The sequence below is a fragment of the Chryseobacterium antibioticum genome (assembly GCF_012927325.1).
Lineage (GTDB): Bacteria > Bacteroidota > Bacteroidia > Flavobacteriales > Weeksellaceae > Chryseobacterium > Chryseobacterium antibioticum.
In genome coordinates this window covers 284,312-301,695 of record NZ_JABBGI010000001.1, presented here as the reverse complement: position 1 = coordinate 301,695, position 17,384 = coordinate 284,312, and the positions used below count along the sequence as shown (strand labels likewise).

Here is a 17,384-nt window from a genome sequence, read left to right as displayed (position 1 = left end):
CTAAAACATATTGCCTTGAACCTTTGGGTTAAAAATTTAGACAATTTTTAGGATAGGATAAGTATAATTAATGGAGAAAGGAAAATAAAAATCTTCTTTTTTAGAATCTACTCAGGATACCCCAGTGGATCTTGATATCATTAAATTTAAAAGGATTCCCGAATTCATTACCATTTGAAAGCTGGAAACTCATCAACCCGATAGGAATAAAAAAGTTAAATCCGAGCCCGACACTGTAGAGTTTGGGTTTCACATTTAAAGATTTGTTATTAAGCTGACCGTATTGTCCAAAAAAGTCAAAGAATGCCTGATTACCAATGAGATATCGGTACTCCAAACCTGCGTAATAATAAAAGTCGGCGGCAAGAGATTTTTCATTGAAACCTCTCATAGAATTCCAGCCCCCGAAACGGTATAATTCGTTCGCAGAGAATTCAATCTTAGAATCCATCATGGCGCCTTCAGCTTTAATATTCAGGAAGTGGTTACCTGAAATATGGTAATTGTGTTCCCCAAAGAAATAGAACTGGTTTTGGGTAGCCTTGATATTATCTTTGGTATATGTTGTGGTCAGATAATCGTAACCGGCATTGATCCTTGTTTTGTATAGAAAAAGATCAATATCCGTAGGTTCCGTCATTTCAAACCAGATCCCAAGTCCCCTTTTATTGTAATCTTTCCCCTGAACATATAAAGTATCAATGATACTGGACGATTCAAGTGTTCCCCTAAGTCCGATTTTGTTACGGTTATTGATATGATAATAGAAAGCAGGAAGGAATTTTACGTTCGCGAAAGTAGAATCCTGCCTGAAAATATTGACTTTCAGGTTCATTCCTACATTGGATTTAAGCAGATATGGAATATCAGTCTGGAGGTCAAAAGTCTGCCCTTTATCCGGGTTTCTCTGCCAGTAAAGATTGACTGTTTCAAAACCATTGAACATATTCCTGAAGTTCACATTCAGAGTTCCGTTCAGTGTGAATTTTTCTGTTTTATCGTTCCCGAAACCAATCATCCCATCAAAAGTATTCGTTTTTTTCTTTTCCATAAACAGGTAAATGCTGGTGGAATCTTTGGTGAATAATGTTTGGGGAGGCCGTTCCAGCGTTACGAAAGCATGGTTCTGGAAATTTTTACTGATGGCTAAAAGATTTTTGTCGTCGTAGTTTTTCCCTTTGAATTCCTTTTCGAGGTTCTTCATAAACCTTTTGGGAACCCTTTCGTAACCTTTGACTACGAAAGCATCAATCTTTCTTTTATCATTTTTGTTGATATCCAGTTCTATCACGGGATAGCCGTTTTTCTGACCTTTATATTTAGATTTAAGACGGCTGAAAGAATAGCCGTCATCAATATATCTTTTGTTGATGCTCTTCTTCGTGGAATCTAAATTTTTAGTATAAAAATCTTTCTGAATCTTTAATTTCTGTGTTATGGAATCCGAAAGTTCTACATACGTTTCGTTAAAATTCTTTCCTTTATCGTAAAAAATTTCCGTGCTGTCACCTTTTACTTTTACGTCCTTCAGTTTGGTGAAGAAATAATTGCTTTGCGATAGAGAGTCTAGAAATTTCACGGCTGAAACAGAATCTTTTACTTTTTTTCTGACATTTGTTTCCGTATCGATGAGCCAATACTGTTTCTTCTGCGCTTGTACAAAAACGCAGAACAGGATAAAAAATATTTTTAGAAATAATTTCAATGCTCAATTTATTTAAACCATTAACTTATACTTTAAGAATTAATTGAAGTTCACTTTCGTATTAAACTTAAAAAAGCAAAGCTCACTTAATCATTCTTAACAACTTAATAGAACTTAATGGTTCAAACTACTATTAAATATTTTTTTTTAATAACTGAATTTAGTCCAGTTTATTATATTTTTTCATTAAATTCTCATATGTTCCCTGAGGAAGAATCCATTTCAACGGAACTCCAATCTTCTGCCCGAATTTACCAAAATAATAATGGGCTTTCCATTTTTTCTTATTCAAAAGATTTTCAACATAGGTTGCAACCTCAAGAGGCTCAGTTCCATCACCCACATGCGAATTCATCAAAGCATACACTTTGTCGAATACCCTTTTGTAAGGTTCGGAAACTTGTGTTTTCACGCGGTTCTCTGCAATATTTGTTTTGATATCACCAAGGTGGAGCGAGCAAACATCAATATTCCAGGGATAGACTTCATACCTCATAGCTTCCGTTACTTTGTCCAGTGAAGATTTTGATGCAGAGTAAAAACCACGGAATGGAAGTCCCATTTCGCTGCCGATACTTGAAATATTGATGATCTTTCCGAATTTATGTTCACGCATTTTCGGAAGAACAGCGCTCATCATCTGAACAGAACCTACAAGATTCAGGTTGAATAGTTTTAAAATATCTTCTTTCGTAGAATCTTCTACAGCGCCCACCATTCCCATTCCGGCATTGTTGATCAGAACATCAATCCTTGATTCTGTTTTTAAAACTTCAGCAATGGCATTCTGAACCGCATCGTTATCGGTAACATCCGTAGGAATAGACCTGAAGTATTGACTTTCTGTATGTTTCCGGCTTAAACCATATACTTGATGACCTTTCTTTCCAAAATATTCAGCCAGTACAAAACCTATTCCTGATGAGGTTCCAGTGATGATAATAGTCATTGAATTATATAATTTTTTAGACTTTTTAATTTTTGTTCGGGATGCTGGTGAACTGTTTTTTATCAACTGTCTCAGCGTAAACCGTATTTTCAGCAAATGTAAAAAAAGAATAATGAACTCTGTTATTTATTTACTTCTTAACATTGTTTCAGTCTTTATCATTACGCTGCCCGAATCTTCGATGGTGAAAAAAGGGGATGGAAATGATCTATTTTTAAACTAAATTATTAGTTTGTGATTTGTGTTGTAAGAATCATATTGATAGTCTGAGGGTTAGGTTTAGTTCTGCTATGAAACCAGTTTTTTAATGAAAACATAAGAAAACCTTAATGAAGGGGTGTACAGAGCTTTTATAATTTTGTCTGCCGAAAAATAGAATTGTAAATATAAGATCCGGATTTAAGTCGTATGATGAAATTATCAAAAAAAATAGCAGCTGTATTAGCTTTTGGTCTGTTTGTCCAAAGCCAGGCTCAAAATTATCTGAAATATACTGTAGGTAATGCCCATTCCCATAATGATTATCAACAAGAAATACCTTTCTGGCAGGCCTATTATGCCAAATTTGGTTCCATTGAAGCAGATGTTTTCCTGGTAAAAGGGAAATTGTGGGTGGCACATACCGAAAAAGAACTGCTACCAAACCGAACACTTGAAAGTCTCTATCTTGATCCGATTTCGAAGCAGATTAAACTCAATAAAGGAAATATTTATTCTGATGCTAATAAAAAACTACAGCTGCTCATTGACATTAAACAGGATTATAAAACGTCTCTGAGTGCTTTGGTGAGCGCTTTGAGGAAATATCCTGAAATTACGAGCTGTCCGGGCGTTAAAATTGTGATCACCGGAGGACGACCTCAGCCGGGTGATTTTAAGAACTATCCCAATTATCTCTTTTTTGACGGGGATCTTGATACAAATTATACCGAAGATCAACTTAAAAGGGTTGGAATATTCAGTGCAGATTTTCAGGAGCTGGTCAAATGGAACGGAAAAGGGATTCCAAGAGACGAAGAAACGGAAAAGATCAGAAGAGCTGTAGAAAAAGCGCATGCCCAACACAGGGCGATCCGATTTTACGGGGCTCCTGATTTTACCAACGCCTGGGTGAATTTAATGGATCTTGGTGTGGATTATATCAATACGGATCATATTCCTGATCTTAAAAAGTTCATCAATACCATTCCTAAAAATTTTTATAAGAGTACAAAGGAGTATGAAGTGTACAAACCAACATACAAAACAGACCAAACCAGTAAGAAGGTTAAAAATGTTATTCTCCTGATTCCGGACGGGACTTCCCTTCCTCAATATTATGCTGCTTTTACAGCCAACAAAGGAAAGTTGAATGTTTTTAATATGAAATCCACCGGGCTATCCAAAACCAATTCTTCCAATGCTTACATTACAGATTCCGCACCTGGATCAACGGCATTTGCTACAGGAGTCAAAACCAAAAATACATTTGTAGGAGTTGATGATCAGGGAAAAGCTCTGGCTCAGATTCCGGATATTATTGCGGCTAAAGGAATGGTTTCAGGATTAATTTCCACAGGAGATGTTACCGATGCAACGCCGGCAGATTTCTATGCGCATTCGGACAACAGGAACAGTTCGGAACCTATCCTGAAGGATTTTGTGAGTTCTAAAACTAAGATTTTAATTGGAGGACCTACGAGCGGATTGAGCCGGGAGAATGTGCAGAAGATCAAAGATGCTCAAATCGATTTTTATCAGGATCTGAAATCGGTCAGGAAGATAAACAGCCGTACATTGGTGATCGATCCTTTGGCTTCACAGAGCATAACCAACGGAAGAGGAAACTGGCTGGCTGATGCTTTTGATCTTACCTTAAATGATGTAAAGGAAAATAAAAAAGGCTTCTTTATGATGGTGGAAGCTTCCCAGACCGATGGAGGTGGGCACAGCAATAATCTGGAGCAGCTGGTGACCGAATTACTGGATTTCGATCATGTAGTAGGAAAAGCGATGAAGTTTGCGGATGAAAATAAAGAAACGCTGGTAGTTGTAGTAGGAGATCACGAAACCGGAGGCTTGACACTTTTGGATGGAAGCCTTAAGGAGGGTTGGGTGTTTGGGAATTTTAGTACCAATGATCATACCTCAATTCCATCCAGTGTATTTGCTTACGGACCCAATTCTCAGGAATTCACCGGGCTGTTTGAAAATACTGAAATCTTCAGTAAGATATTGGAAGCCTATGAAATCCGCAAGTAAAAAGGGCGTTCACAAATTGTGGATAACTCTGTGGATAAGTGTGTAGACAACGTAAAAAAGAAATGAGCAGGATTTTTATTCTGCTCATTTATGTTATTGATAATCAGTAGTAAATTTCTTTTTTTAAACCGGGGATTTTAAATTTGTTTTCCCCAATTGTGAAATTGTTCATTCTGATTAAAGTCTTAAACGGATAGGTCAATTCTTTATGAATATCTTTGGGGATAACTCTTTCCTCCTCACAGGAAGAGTGTTCTTCATCAACAATTACTTTTCCAGTTGAGAAATTGATCTCGTTCAGATAATTAAAATCGCAGGTGTCTTCAAATCTGTCATGGGAACCGATAAGGTAAAAATCTCCATTCTGAAAACGGAACGTATGTTTGTAAGTCTGTGTGTGCCTCGAATTGGTATTGAATATTTGCGTGATGGAAAGACTGTTGTTTTTAATAGATATTTCAGGAGGAGCATTATCTTCCGGATAAAACCCCATTCCGCTGGAAAAAAGAACGGTGTTGTTCTCCTTCCATATTTTCAGTTTTCCGTCTATATTTTTTAAGATAAAAAATGATCTGAGGAAATCATCACGATCATCCAGGTTGTTTTTTTTATCCGTATTGAAGATGATTACTGTTTCATCTTTTCCGTCTTTGTCCAGATCTCCTTGGGCTTCAGCTATTTTTTGATAACCTTTCGGAACAGAGAAATCTTTCAGGCTTTGAGCCTGTAATCCCACGATTAACAGTGAGACGGTAAGAGAAAAAAGCTTTTTCACTGGAGTATTTTAAAATTATAATCCAAAATCCTCTTTATTTACTTCTGTGTCTTCCAGATTGCACATGCAGCCTTTGATGGATTTATAAATTCCTTTAATATCAGTTTCTTTTCCTTTACTGTCAGTTACTGTGATGCCTGTAGACAACGATTCATCTTCTGCATAATAGGTTCTGAACAATTGATATTTATAGTTATTATTTGAAAATGACAAATAGTTGAGATCCATACCTGCATTCTGCTTGCCGCCTCCTCTGTGGTAAGAATTGTAGGTAAACTGCTTCCAGCTTTCCTTTGTTCTCGAAGCGGGAAACTCCATTTCTACATGGTCTTTGCTTCCAAATCTATATTGAATATAAGCATTCTTTTTATCTTTCACCAAAAACATTGTCTTACCGTTTTTTGTATTAAACGAAAAAATAGTTTCCTCATTGGGTAAAAGATATTGTGCCGAAAAAGCCAGCGGGATCATCAAAGCAAAAAACAGAAGAGAATTTCTCATAAGAGCGGTATATTTTCAAATTACTACATTATCTTATCAACAAATCGTACAATCAACGAATCATAACGTCATCAAGATCTTTCCAAAACATCGGATAGGATTTCTCCACTACATCTTCCTCTTCAATATTGAGTTCCTTAATAAGGCAGAACGGTGCAAAACTCATGGCCATTCTATGATCCTGGTAGGTTCTGATAGAAATATTCTCTTCCGGTTCTCCAAAACTTACGGACTTGATCGTAAGGTCTGTGATCTCCGTATCAGTTCCCAGTTTTTTCAGTTCATTATATAGAGCCTGAAGTCTGTCGGTTTCCTTTACTCTTAAAGTTCCCAGTCCGGAAATTTCAAACGGAATTTTTAATGCTGCAGCTGTTACGCACAATGTTTGGGCAATATCAGGACAGTTGTTCATATCCAGGATGATTTTTTCCGGGAAAGAAAAATCAGGGTCCGGTTGTAAGGTGAGTTTATGTTCTTCTTCTGTGAATGTCGTTTTAATACCGAAAAAGTCTTCATAGATCTTAGCAATCGCAGAATCTCCCTGAGTAGACTCCTTATAAAAGCTTTTCAGATGGATGGTTTCTCTTCCCAGCGCACAGATAGAGTAGAAGTATGAAGCCGAACTCCAGTCACTTTCTACCTCATAGCTCACTGTTGACACTTCATCATTTACAAGAAAAGGTTCCACTTTAATAGTATTTCCTTCAAAACTGTTTTTAATTCCGAATCTGGTCAGAATATCCAGCGTCATTTCTATATATGATCTTGAAGTAACTTCACCAACCAGATTAATTTCCAGTCCGTTTTCCAGTTTACCCGCAATAAGAAGGAGAGAAGTAATGAATTGGCTTGATATATTAGCCGGAACGTTCACTTGCTTTTGGGTGATCTTCTTTCCTGTAATTTTTAAAGGCGGAAAACCTTCATTTTCTAAATACTCAATCTCAACACCCAGATCTTTTAATGCACTTACCAGGTTTTTGATCGGTCTTTCCTTCATTCTTTTAGATCCGGTAAGAACGGTCGTCTTTCCTTCAAAAATGGAGTAATAGGAGGTAAGGAAACGCATCGCTGTTCCTGCGTGGTGGATGTCTACGGTTTCGGTATTTTCAGACAGTGCCTTTTTCAGCAGCTGTGTATCCTGGGAATTGGATAAATTCCCGATCTGTATGTTTTTAAATAAACTTTCCAAAATCAACAAACGATTCGAAATACTTTTCGAACCGCTGATTTGAACTGTTTTATCTGCTGATAATTTTGATTTTTCTAACTTCATTATTTCTTCAAATTAGAGACATCAGATGACAGAGATCAGAGATCAGATTGTTTAAAGTCTGATATCTGGTGTCTTATATCTGAAATCTATTTCTATTTTAACTTTTCGTTATTCTGATGCCGGTCTTTATCTCGGTCAGTTTTGATCTTCATTTTTTTGTCGAAAGCTTCCTGGAGATTCACTCCCGTCTGGTTGGCTAAGCATAAAGTGACAAACAGTACATCTGCCAGTTCTTCCCCAAGATCCTTGCTTTTATCACTTTCTTTTTCGCTCTGCTCGCCATATCTTCTGGCTATGATTCTGGCTACTTCGCCGACCTCTTCGGTCAGCATGGCCATATTGGTCAGTTCATTGAAATAGCGGACGCCGATGGTTTTGATCCATTCGTCGACTTGCTGCTGCAGTTGTGTGATTTCCATTATTGATAAGCTCCAAGAGTAGGGTTAGTGGTTCTCGACACATTCACGATATCAAGAGGTACAGTTCCTGCAACGGTTAGATTTCCTTTTCCTCTTGCGGGAGATGTGGTTTTTACTCTTAAATTCATCTTCGCTGCAAAATAGTTAAGGAATTGCGGATCTTCGTTCTTGATACTCTGTATTACCCTTACATTATTATCAAAAGGGAAACCAGCTTCAGGTACCCCTGAGTATTTGATGAGCGAGTTCTGGATCAGGAATTCAAACTGCTGTCCCGGAGTCTGTTCAAAATTAACAGAGTTGTCCCTGTCAGAATAAACAATACTATTCTTTATATCAAGGCGCTGAAGAGCTCCCTGTTCTGTGGTTCCGGCAGCATTCTTCCATTCATTGGCTGCGGTAATTCCGTTTCTGTTGAATGATCCCATTGTTTTGGAATAATTGGCAATGGTAGCATGGGTGTAGCTGTGGTTTCCTCCTCTGAAGATCCCAATACATGATTCGCCACAGTTATTCATTACCAGGTTCGTAGCAGTAACTGTGGAGCCTACAGCATAAATACCATACTCAAAGAAAGTATGGATAAATGAATTGCTGATATTTGCTGTATTCTGTTTCATATCCAGTCCTCTCGTTCCTCCGAAAAGTCTGGCAAAATTCATATTAAGATTAGAATTCGCTTCCATACGGATAGAGTTCCAGTTTTTAGGAAGTGTATCGTGATCCAGGTCATTTCGGTCTCCGCGGAGAATGACTTCATCGTTCAAGGCTCCATTGATATTTAATGTAGCGCCTGTTGAGACTTTCATCCCGCTGTTGGTATGGAAATATACTTTAGTCCCCGGCTGAATATCCAGTGTTATATTAGGATTGATCGTAAGGTCTCCATAAATGATCTTAGCTTTGTTTTTGTTCCACGTGGTATGGGTGGTGATCAAATTAGGATTGGTAGGAGTCTGGATGAAGAATTCCGCATCCTGAACGACTGAAAATAAAGTCACGTGTTGTTGTCCTGCACCGCTGTTGAAAAGAATCTTATCTTCGGCGATAGCCTGCGGACCGGTAGCTTCAGGTGCGATTTCAACAAAAATATACATGCTGTCTTTCTTTCTCAAAGGCACATCTTTGAAATCGTATCCCGGTTTTCCGTCTACATTGATCCTATATAATGATGCGCTTCCCTTTTCAAGATTGATCCTGGGAATCAAAACATCTTTGTCTTCATTATTATATACTTTTACAACATACGTTTCAGAACGTACCTGATGATAAACGGTGTCACAGAATACCGTGTCTCTTGAAAAACTTAACTGCTGCGAAGGTGCATCAAAAGTAATATCGTCTTTATTACATGATACTGCCACAAGAAGCATCCAGAAAGAAAAAGCCAGTAATAGTTTGAATTTCATCGAAATTAAAGTTTAATATAGATTCCAAATTTAACGAAAATACTTTGAATTTCTTATCAATAAAAAAAATTGGATTCAGTATTTGGATATTTAAAAAAAATGTTGTATTTTTGCAGCCTAAAATTAGCAGAGAAATACCATTACTATTTCGAAAGCAAACTTTAATTTTTTAAAAATTGTATTATGAAAAAAGGAATCCACCCAGAAAATTATAGACTTGTTGTTTTCAAAGATATGAGTAACGACGACGTGTTTCTTTGTAAGTCTACTGCAGAAACAAAAGATAGCATCGAATTTGAAGGACAAGAATACCCATTGATCAAAATGGAAATCTCTTCAACTTCTCACCCTTTCTACACTGGTAAAGTGAAACTAGTTGACACTGCAGGTAGAGTTGATAAGTTCATGAACAAATACAAAAAATTCTCTAAGTAATTTTTGTTATCAAACATATAAAAGTCTTCCAATGTATTGGGAGACTTTTTTTTATTAGTATAAGTTATAGATTAGAAGGTAGTTGGGTGTATTTTGTACTTTATCGCTATAAATGGTAATTGTATTCTTTCTAAACAAAAGACAGATATTTTTACTTAGACTTTTATAAACTAACTTCTAACTTCTAACATCTAATCTCTATTTCAAGCTATTTTTGTATTTTTGTTCTGAACAGAAATTAGATCCTGTATATTGGATGTAAAGTACCAGACCTCCATCTTCCAGTCTCTAAATTCTAATCTCTAATCTCTAACTTCTTTATTACAATGCAATTAGTATTTTCAGATGCCCAGTATTGGGAAGACTTCCTTCCGCTTACCTTTACCCGTCCTGTTGCTGCCATGCGATGCGGAATCCTTACTTTTTCTGAGCGATGGCAAAAGATCCTGGGTAATACCGAAGTTTCTTACTTTACTGAAAATTATCTTCAGAATAAGTTTAAAAGTCCCGAAGACAAAGAAAGTCTTTTCCTGGTTACTAATTTCCTGCCTACAGAAACTGTGATTCAGCAGATCAAGGATCTTAAGCTGGGTGAAGCACTCGTTTATGAGGATGAACTGGTCGCTGCCAAAATTAATATGAAAGGTTTCTCTTTGAATCAGATCGAAAAGATGACGGATATCAAAGAAGAACTCGTCTTTTTTAAAAAACCTACAGACTTATTTACGTATAATCATCTGGCCATCGATTTTGATTTTGCCTTGCTTACAGAAGGAAGAGTCTCTCAGGAGTTGTCTTCTACCAACGGATTTTTGGGTGATAAAAAAGATCTCTTTATTGAAGAAGGAGCTCAGATCGAATTTTCTACTATTAATACAAAAACAGGCAAGATTTACATTGGAAAAAATGCTGAGGTGATGGAAGGTTGCAATCTTCGCGGACCTATTTCATTAGGAGAAGACTCTAAGTTTAATTTAGGCTCAAAGATTTACGGAGCTACTACGGTAGGCCCTCATTGTAAAGTGGGAGGTGAAGTGAAGAACATCATTATATTTGGGTATTCAAGCAAAGGTCACGAAGGTTTTGTCGGAAACTCTGTGATTGGCGAATGGTGTAATTTCGGGGCAGATACCAACTCTTCTAACCTTAAAAATAATTACAGCCATGTCAAATTATGGAATTACAGAACAAAAGCTTTCGAAGATACAGGGCTTCAGTTTGCCGGTCTTATTATGGGAGATCATTCCAAAACAGCAATCAATACCCAATTGAATACCGGAACGGTAATAGGTGTTGCTTCCAATATATTTAAACCGGGTTTTCCACCCAACCTTGTGGAGAACTTCTCATGGGGCGGATGTAAGGATGATGAAAGATTTAAGTTGGATAAAGCCTATGAAGTGGCAGAAAGAGCAATGGCAAGAAGAAAAATACCTTTAACAGACGAAGATAAATCTATACTGAAACATATTTTTAATACCTATTAATATTGAAAGCCTCCATTTCGGAGGCTTTTATGTTATCCAATACTGATGATGTGAAAACTTGTTTATTTTCCCCCAGATAACACAGATCTTCACAGACAATGATGCGTTACTATTTATGTTTTAGCTCCATTAAATCTAAAAAACCTGTGTTATCTGTGAAATCCGTGGGAGACCGGATAAATGTCATTTCCTGAAACTATAGATTGACTTTTTTTACGAAGTTTCGAATTTAGTTTAATGAAAATTAGAGAAAAGACTAAGGTTTTTAAATTATCTTTCTGAAAAGGAAAAAATAGGTATTTTTATAAAAATCATTGAAACGCTTTTATAGAAGGGTTTTATGAATATGCAGAGGACGCAAAATACAAAAAGATTCAATTTTTTATAATATCATGTAATAGAATTAAGATTTTAATTGTCTTACTAATAGAAACAAAACTCATGACCCAAGAAACTTTCAAGAATACGGTGTTTATTCTCAAAGACGAGATGTATCGTTTTGCGAAAAGATTTGTGATGAGCAGTGATGAGGCAGAGGATGTGGTGCAGGACCTGATGATCAAGTTCTGGCAGAAGAAGGAAGAACTGGAGAAGTTTGGAAATTTAAAATCCTATGCTTTGAAGTCTGTCCGGAACGAATGCCTGAATCGGTTGAAGCACCATGATGTAAAGTTGGGATTTGCAGATTTGCAGCTTCACCGCTCAGAATTATACAGCATGGATATCAATAATCTGAAGGAGTATATCATAGGATTTATCAATCAGCTCCCGGAAAAACAGAAAATGGTTATCCATCTGAAAGATGTAGAAGAATATGAAGTCTCGGAAATTTCCGAAATGCTGGAAATGGAAGAAAACGCAGTAAGAGTAAATCTGATGCGGGCGAGACAAAAAGTAAAAGAACAAATATCACAACTGATGAGCTATGAACAAAGATCAATTTCAGAATAAATACAACGAGATCTTCCAGGGTATAAAGGAAGAGAAAATGGACTGGAGCTTTGAAGATTTTCTCCAGAAAGCAGAAGGTGGAGGAAGCGACTCTGAAAGTCATGACGCTCCCATTGTTCCCATCCAGAAGAATAAACCTTCTTTCCCGAAATGGTTTTGGATGGCGGCAGGTTTAATCCTTCTTTTCAGCGTAGGCTTTTTCCTTAATGATTACCGTACAGGGGTTATTGAAAAGGAGCAATTCGTAAAAAATGAGGTTTTAAAACAGAAATCAAAATTTATAGAAGAGAATAATGACCACCAGGAGCAGGTGGCTGTGAATCATACCGATTCTATTTCCGGGGCAAAGAAAGACTCTATATTTCAGGAGAATTCTGTAGCGGAAAAAGACGTTATGGATGAGATTCTGCCGAAAAGAGGAAGGCTTAAAAAAGAAGTGAAGCCGAGATTTGTAAACAATTCCTCTCTTAATCATAAAGCTTCAAAAGACTCTACAGGCTACCAGAATTCCTATGTTATTGTAAATGGTAAAAGAATCGATAATGTAGAAGAAGCCATTAATGTGACTAAGTATTCATTCCAGATATTTGCCAATAATGTGAGTGAAAAATTAGCTCAGCCAACCGTTGTAGATGACGATTATTAATAAACAAAATAGATTATGCACCTGATCAGGCAATACTAATCAGCTTTAAAAAATAAAAATTGACTCATGAAAAAAATATGCATACTATTCGCACTTGCCTTTTCCCATTTCTTTACAGTGTCTGGGCAAAGTGATAAGTTCGACAGGCTTTTTGAGAAATATCAGGAAGTGGAAGGGGTAACCTCTATTAAAATTGCTAAACCCATGTTTGGCATGCTCAGCAGTCTTAATATTGATGATTCCCAGCTGGATCAGATCAAGCCGCTGCTGTCTAAAATTAACGGATTAAAAATTCTTATCACCGAAAATCCGGAGAAAGCCAACACCAAAGAAGGAATTCAGGTTCAGACTCACCTGTCACAACTCAATAAAGATGTGGCATCCTATTTAAAAACACTGAATTACAGCGAGATCATGTCTGTCAATAATTCCGGAGCAAAAATCAAATTTCTTTCTGCGGAAGCAAAAGACGGAATACTGGATGATCTGCTGTTAAGTATTGATGGAGGGAAAGGAGAGAATATCTTGGTGATGCTGGATGGAAAACTATCTATGGATGATGTGAACAAGATCATCAATTCCAGCGAAACGAAAACCAATACTAGAACCAATACTAGAACTAGCTTTACCACCGAGAATAATTCTTCGTACCTAAACGGAGAAGCTAGAAATGTAAGCGAGTTTTCAGGAATTAATATAAGCACAGGTGTTAATGTCGTTTTCAAACAGGAAAGCCCTACGAATGTGAAGGTAATTGCTGACGCAGATAAACTTCAGTACGTAATTACTAGGGTGGAAAACGGAGTCCTTAAGGTATATATAGATAATAAAGGGCAAAAAAATATAAAATTTAGAAACTTGAGCGTTAATATTTCTTCACCAAGAATGGATAATATTAAAGTATCTTCTGGAGCTAATTTCAGAGTGGTGAATTCTATAACGGAAAACAGCATGAGCATTGATGCGTCATCCGGAGCTAATGTAAAGGGAGACTTTAAAATCACCAACGCAGTGGATATTGCGGTTTCTTCAGGATCGAATATAAGACTGGGTGTTACGGCAGGATCTGTAATGGTAAAAGCTTCCAGCGGATCCAATGCAGCCATTGAAGGAAAAGCGAATTCCGGAATAATAGACATCAGCAGCGGTGCATTGTGTAAAGCAGATGAACTAAAACTAGACGAACTTGAAGCGGAGGCTACCTCAGGCGCCAACCTTTCTGTGAATGTTTCCAGAAGACTTAAGGTAAGAGCTTCTTCAGGAGGATTGGTAAAATATAAAGGAAGACCTGAAATTGAAGCCAATATCAACAAAATATCCGGAGGAACTCTGAAACCGATAGATTAAAAATTGACAGCCATGAAAACTTTAATACACTTTTTTATAGGAATCTTAGCCTTGTTTATCCTTCAGTCGTGCATTGTTTCAGGGAGACCTAATATGGAATTCTTTAAACAGTCCGGATTTAATTACAAAGAGGCGAAATTTGCAAGTTTCAACGTACCGGTGTTTCTCGCAAAACCTTTTATCAAAAAGGCATTAAGGGAAGATGGCGAAAGTGAGGAAGTCATTGCATTAATCAAAAAAATCTCAAAGATAAAAGTAATGACAGTAGATAACGGGAGTAAAGCCATGCTGAATGATTATTCCAAATATCTAAATGATAATGATTTTGAAGACTGGGCAACCATTAAACATGATGGAGAAAACGTTAATGTAAGAGTCAAGCAGAACGGTGAAAGCATAAAAAATATGATGATCACGGTCAATTCGGATAAAGAACTGGTGTTCGTTGATGTGAGAGGGAACTTTACGGCTGATGATATTTCAAAAGTAATCAATGCAGCTACGGACAAGTAATCTCTATTCCTGATTAAAGTTGCATCAAAGATATAACAAGTAGTTTCATATACTACACTAATTATTTTGTACAGAAAGACCGTTCTTTATAAGAGCGGTTTTTCGATTTAAGTTATTGATTATTAAATTTTATTTAAACTATTGAAAAGGATTTTCATATCTCGTCGAAATAACCTAATTTTGCAAAGAAAGTAAAGATGTCTATTCATAACAAAATTGTAGAGACAGCCATCACTTTCGATGACGTTCTTCTAGTCCCTTCTTATTCAGAAGTTTTACCTAACCAGGTACTATTAAAATCAAGACTTACCGACAAAATCACGCTGAATGTTCCGATAGTTTCAGCTGCGATGGACACCGTTACTGAAGGAGATTTAGCGATTGCTTTGGCAAGAGTTGGTGGTTTAGGTTTCATCCACAAAAACATGACGATTGCTGAGCAGGCTGCCCAGGTGAATCGTGTAAAGCGTTCCGAAAACGGAATGATCTCTGATCCTGTTACCCTTTCAAAAGATCATACTTTGGCCGAGGCTAAGGAAACAATGGCCAAATATAAAATTTCCGGTCTTCCTGTAGTAGATGCTGATAATGTCCTGATTGGGATCATTACCAACAGAGATGTAAAATATCAGGAAAACCTTGAGATGAAGGTGGAAGAGATCATGACGAAAGAAAATCTGATCACTTCTGATAAAAATACAAACCTTGAGAAAGCAAAAGAAATTCTTCTGAAAAGCAGAGTTGAAAAGCTTCCAATCGTAGATCAGGACAATAAACTTGTAGGATTAATTACGATTAAAGATATTGACAATCAACTGGAATATCCGAATTCGAATAAAGATCACAAAGGACGTCTTATCGTAGGAGCCGGCGTAGGAGTAGGAGAAGATACAATGGACAGAATTGCAGCATTGGTTAATGCTGGTGTTGATATTGTAGCTATTGATTCCGCTCACGGTCATTCCAAAGGAGTTCTGGATAAAATTTCAGAAATCAGAAGAACCTATCCGGATCTGGATATCGTAGGAGGAAATATTGTAACAGCAGAAGCGGCGAAAGATCTTATTGAAGCTGGAGCTAACGTTCTTAAAGTAGGAGTAGGACCAGGTTCTATCTGTACAACGAGAGTAGTTGCAGGAGTAGGAGTTCCTCAGTTATCTGCTATTTATAATGTTTACGAATATGCAGCTTCCAAGAATGTAACCGTAATTGCTGACGGAGGAATCAAGCTTTCAGGAGATATCGTAAAAGCTATTGCAAGTGGAGCTGGAGCAGTAATGCTGGGTTCACTTTTAGCCGGAACAGACGAAGCTCCGGGAGAAGAAATTATTTTCCAGGGAAGAAAGTTCAAGTCTTATCAGGGAATGGGAAGCCTTTCCGCGATGAAAAGAGGAGGGAAAGAAAGATATTTCCAGAGTGAGGCTAAAAAATTCGTTCCGGAAGGAATTGAAGGAAGAGTGCCACACAAAGGAAAATTGGAAGATGTGATTTTCCAGCTTACAGGAGGTCTTAGAGCAGGTATGGGATACTGTGGTGCTAAAGATATTGAAGCTTTACAGAAAGACACCAAAATGGTTATGATTACCGGAAGTGGATTGAAAGAGTCTCATCCGCACGATGTAATCATCACTCAGGAAGCTCCGAATTATTCTTTTTAGAATTTTAAAACTCAATATAAAAATGCCGTACACAAATTGTACGGCATTTTTTATGCAAACAAATTAAGCTGTTTTATAGCAAAATTTCAGTCAGCTGACTTTAATAAACCGATACCTCCGCTTAATTACGTTATTCAAAAACTGGCCTTTTGATCTGGCCTCTCTGAATTTTTCAGAAATAGAAAGCGGTACTTTGAGATAGTCATAAACAGCTCCGGACTGATAGATAATTCTTAAGATCTCAGTCTCCGGAAAATAAATATAACTGTTGACAACACTTGATGGCATATTGTTTAGCAAGCAAAAAATATTCCTAAAAAATAGCCTTCAAGATTTCCTGAAGGCTATATCAATAATCAATTAATGCTATAAAAACATTGTATTTTTATTTTTTAACGAATTTGAATTCATGAGATTGAAAACTTTTAGTCGTTACTTTTAAAACATAAACTCCCGCAGAAAGCTGAGAAACATCAATCTTTTGATCAAATGCTTCAGATTTTACAAGTCTTCCGTCTACATTATAGATCTGAACAGTCTGTCCGTTGTCGATCCCTGAAATACGAATCACATCTGAAACAGGATTTGGAAAGATCTGGATTTTAGATTTTGTAACATCCGCTGTTGCAAGTGGAGAACTGCTAACATCTCCTGTCATTGTAGAGTTAGTGGCTGTAAGGTTACCTCCGCACTGACCATTTGTTATCGCTGTATTTTCTACCCATAGTCCAAATGTATTGCTTGGCGGTTTTGAGCTGGCGCCGTTTCCTGTTGAATTATGATAAATCAAATTGGGATTGACGAAAGTTCCATTACCCGAGTCAGCCAGAAATTCCCATCTGGTAAGGGTATTGTTCCACTGGATTTTAAACTCGCAGCTTCCTAATCCGCTACAAGGCTGTCCGTCAACGGGGGTGGTGATATAAATGTTTTTATTGTACGCATCAACTCCGCTTTTCGTGAAAACAAAGTTCTGATTGTCAAACAAATTATGGCATCCATTGAAAGTAATGGTCTGTGCTGCCATTGAACTTCCAAGAGCTAAGGCTAATAAGTATAGAGTTTTCATAAC

Annotated in this window: 17 protein-coding genes; 8 read left to right on the top strand and 9 right to left on the bottom strand. The window is 37.1% G+C overall.

Features of this window, described 5'->3' with window-relative positions; translation table 11 throughout:
• Positions 1-100: 100 nt before the first annotated feature.
• Together HHL23_RS01445 and HHL23_RS01440 are read right to left on the bottom strand one after the other, a co-directional pair.
• Positions 101-1,705 carry a BamA/TamA family outer membrane protein gene (locus HHL23_RS01445; protein WP_169233048.1) on the bottom strand — a complete coding sequence of 535 codons (1,605 nt, stop codon included), beginning with the start codon at positions 1,703-1,705 and terminating at the stop codon, positions 101-103.
• A gap of 160 nt (positions 1,706-1,865) precedes the next feature.
• On the bottom strand, positions 1,866-2,654 hold the full coding sequence (locus HHL23_RS01440) for an SDR family oxidoreductase (RefSeq protein ID WP_169233047.1): 789 nt from the start codon (positions 2,652-2,654) through the stop codon (positions 1,866-1,868).
• 408 nt (positions 2,655-3,062) lie between these two features.
• On the opposite strand from HHL23_RS01440, the gene HHL23_RS01435 reads away from it, so the two are divergent.
• Positions 3,063-4,895, top strand: coding sequence for an alkaline phosphatase (locus HHL23_RS01435; protein ID WP_228464533.1), 1,833 nt, complete (start codon positions 3,063-3,065; stop codon positions 4,893-4,895).
• Between the two features lie 103 nt (positions 4,896-4,998).
• Here HHL23_RS01435 and HHL23_RS01430 read toward each other — a convergent pair whose 3' ends face one another.
• The 5 genes from HHL23_RS01430 to HHL23_RS01410 form a co-directional block, all read right to left on the bottom strand.
• Positions 4,999-5,670, bottom strand: coding sequence for a hypothetical protein (locus HHL23_RS01430; RefSeq protein WP_169233046.1), 672 nt, complete (start codon positions 5,668-5,670; stop codon positions 4,999-5,001).
• A gap of 15 nt (positions 5,671-5,685) precedes the next feature.
• A complete protein-coding gene (locus HHL23_RS01425) occupies positions 5,686-6,171 on the bottom strand; it encodes a hypothetical protein (protein WP_169233045.1) in 486 nt (161 codons plus the stop codon).
• Between the two features lie 52 nt (positions 6,172-6,223).
• Positions 6,224-7,447 (bottom strand): 3-phosphoshikimate 1-carboxyvinyltransferase, encoded by a 1,224-nt coding sequence (locus HHL23_RS01420; protein WP_169233044.1) that lies wholly within the window; start codon positions 7,445-7,447, stop codon positions 6,224-6,226.
• Positions 7,448-7,539: 92 nt separating this feature from the next.
• The gene (locus HHL23_RS01415) at positions 7,540-7,866 is read right to left on the bottom strand and encodes a nucleotide pyrophosphohydrolase (protein WP_040997695.1); all 327 of its coding nucleotides are present in this window, start codon (positions 7,864-7,866) and stop codon (positions 7,540-7,542) included.
• The gene (locus tag HHL23_RS01410; RefSeq protein WP_169233043.1) at positions 7,866-9,275 is read right to left on the bottom strand and encodes a hypothetical protein; all 1,410 of its coding nucleotides are present in this window, start codon (positions 9,273-9,275) and stop codon (positions 7,866-7,868) included. The genes HHL23_RS01415 and HHL23_RS01410 overlap by 1 nt, the downstream gene beginning before the upstream one ends.
• Positions 9,276-9,458: 183 nt before the next feature.
• Between HHL23_RS01410 and HHL23_RS01405 the strand changes: the two genes are divergently transcribed.
• The 7 genes from HHL23_RS01405 to guaB all read left to right on the top strand — a co-directional run bounded on the left by HHL23_RS01405 (position 9,459) and on the right by guaB (position 16,312).
• Positions 9,459-9,710 (top strand): type B 50S ribosomal protein L31, encoded by a 252-nt coding sequence (locus tag HHL23_RS01405; protein WP_073329174.1) that lies wholly within the window; start codon positions 9,459-9,461, stop codon positions 9,708-9,710.
• 326 nt (positions 9,711-10,036) lie between these two features.
• A complete protein-coding gene (locus tag HHL23_RS01400) occupies positions 10,037-11,197 on the top strand; it encodes a GlmU family protein (protein WP_169233042.1) in 1,161 nt (386 codons plus the stop codon).
• 441 nt (positions 11,198-11,638) lie between these two features.
• Complete coding sequence (locus HHL23_RS01395) at positions 11,639-12,148, top strand: RNA polymerase sigma factor (protein ID WP_169233041.1); 510 nt, start codon at positions 11,639-11,641, stop codon at positions 12,146-12,148.
• Positions 12,123-12,794, top strand: a complete 672-nt coding sequence (locus tag HHL23_RS01390; protein ID WP_185194844.1) for a hypothetical protein — start codon at positions 12,123-12,125, stop codon at positions 12,792-12,794. Before HHL23_RS01395 ends, HHL23_RS01390 begins: the two co-directional genes overlap by 26 nt.
• 66 nt (positions 12,795-12,860) lie before the next feature.
• Entirely contained in the window at positions 12,861-14,141 is a 1,281-nt protein-coding gene (locus HHL23_RS01385; RefSeq protein WP_169233040.1) for a DUF4252 domain-containing protein, read from the top strand.
• 12 nt (positions 14,142-14,153) lie between these two features.
• Positions 14,154-14,654, top strand: a complete 501-nt coding sequence (locus HHL23_RS01380) for a DUF4252 domain-containing protein (RefSeq protein ID WP_169233039.1) — start codon at positions 14,154-14,156, stop codon at positions 14,652-14,654.
• 197 nt (positions 14,655-14,851) lie between these two features.
• Positions 14,852-16,312 (top strand): IMP dehydrogenase, encoded by a 1,461-nt coding sequence (gene guaB, locus HHL23_RS01375; protein ID WP_169233038.1) that lies wholly within the window; start codon positions 14,852-14,854, stop codon positions 16,310-16,312.
• A gap of 90 nt (positions 16,313-16,402) precedes the next feature.
• On the opposite strand, the gene HHL23_RS01370 is transcribed toward guaB, so the two are convergent.
• Complete coding sequence (locus tag HHL23_RS01370) at positions 16,403-16,600, bottom strand: KTSC domain-containing protein (protein ID WP_169233037.1); 198 nt, start codon at positions 16,598-16,600, stop codon at positions 16,403-16,405.
• Between the two features lie 97 nt (positions 16,601-16,697).
• The gene (locus HHL23_RS01365; protein ID WP_169233036.1) at positions 16,698-17,381 is read right to left on the bottom strand and encodes a T9SS type A sorting domain-containing protein; all 684 of its coding nucleotides are present in this window, start codon (positions 17,379-17,381) and stop codon (positions 16,698-16,700) included.
• Between the last annotated feature and the right edge of the window lie 3 nt (positions 17,382-17,384).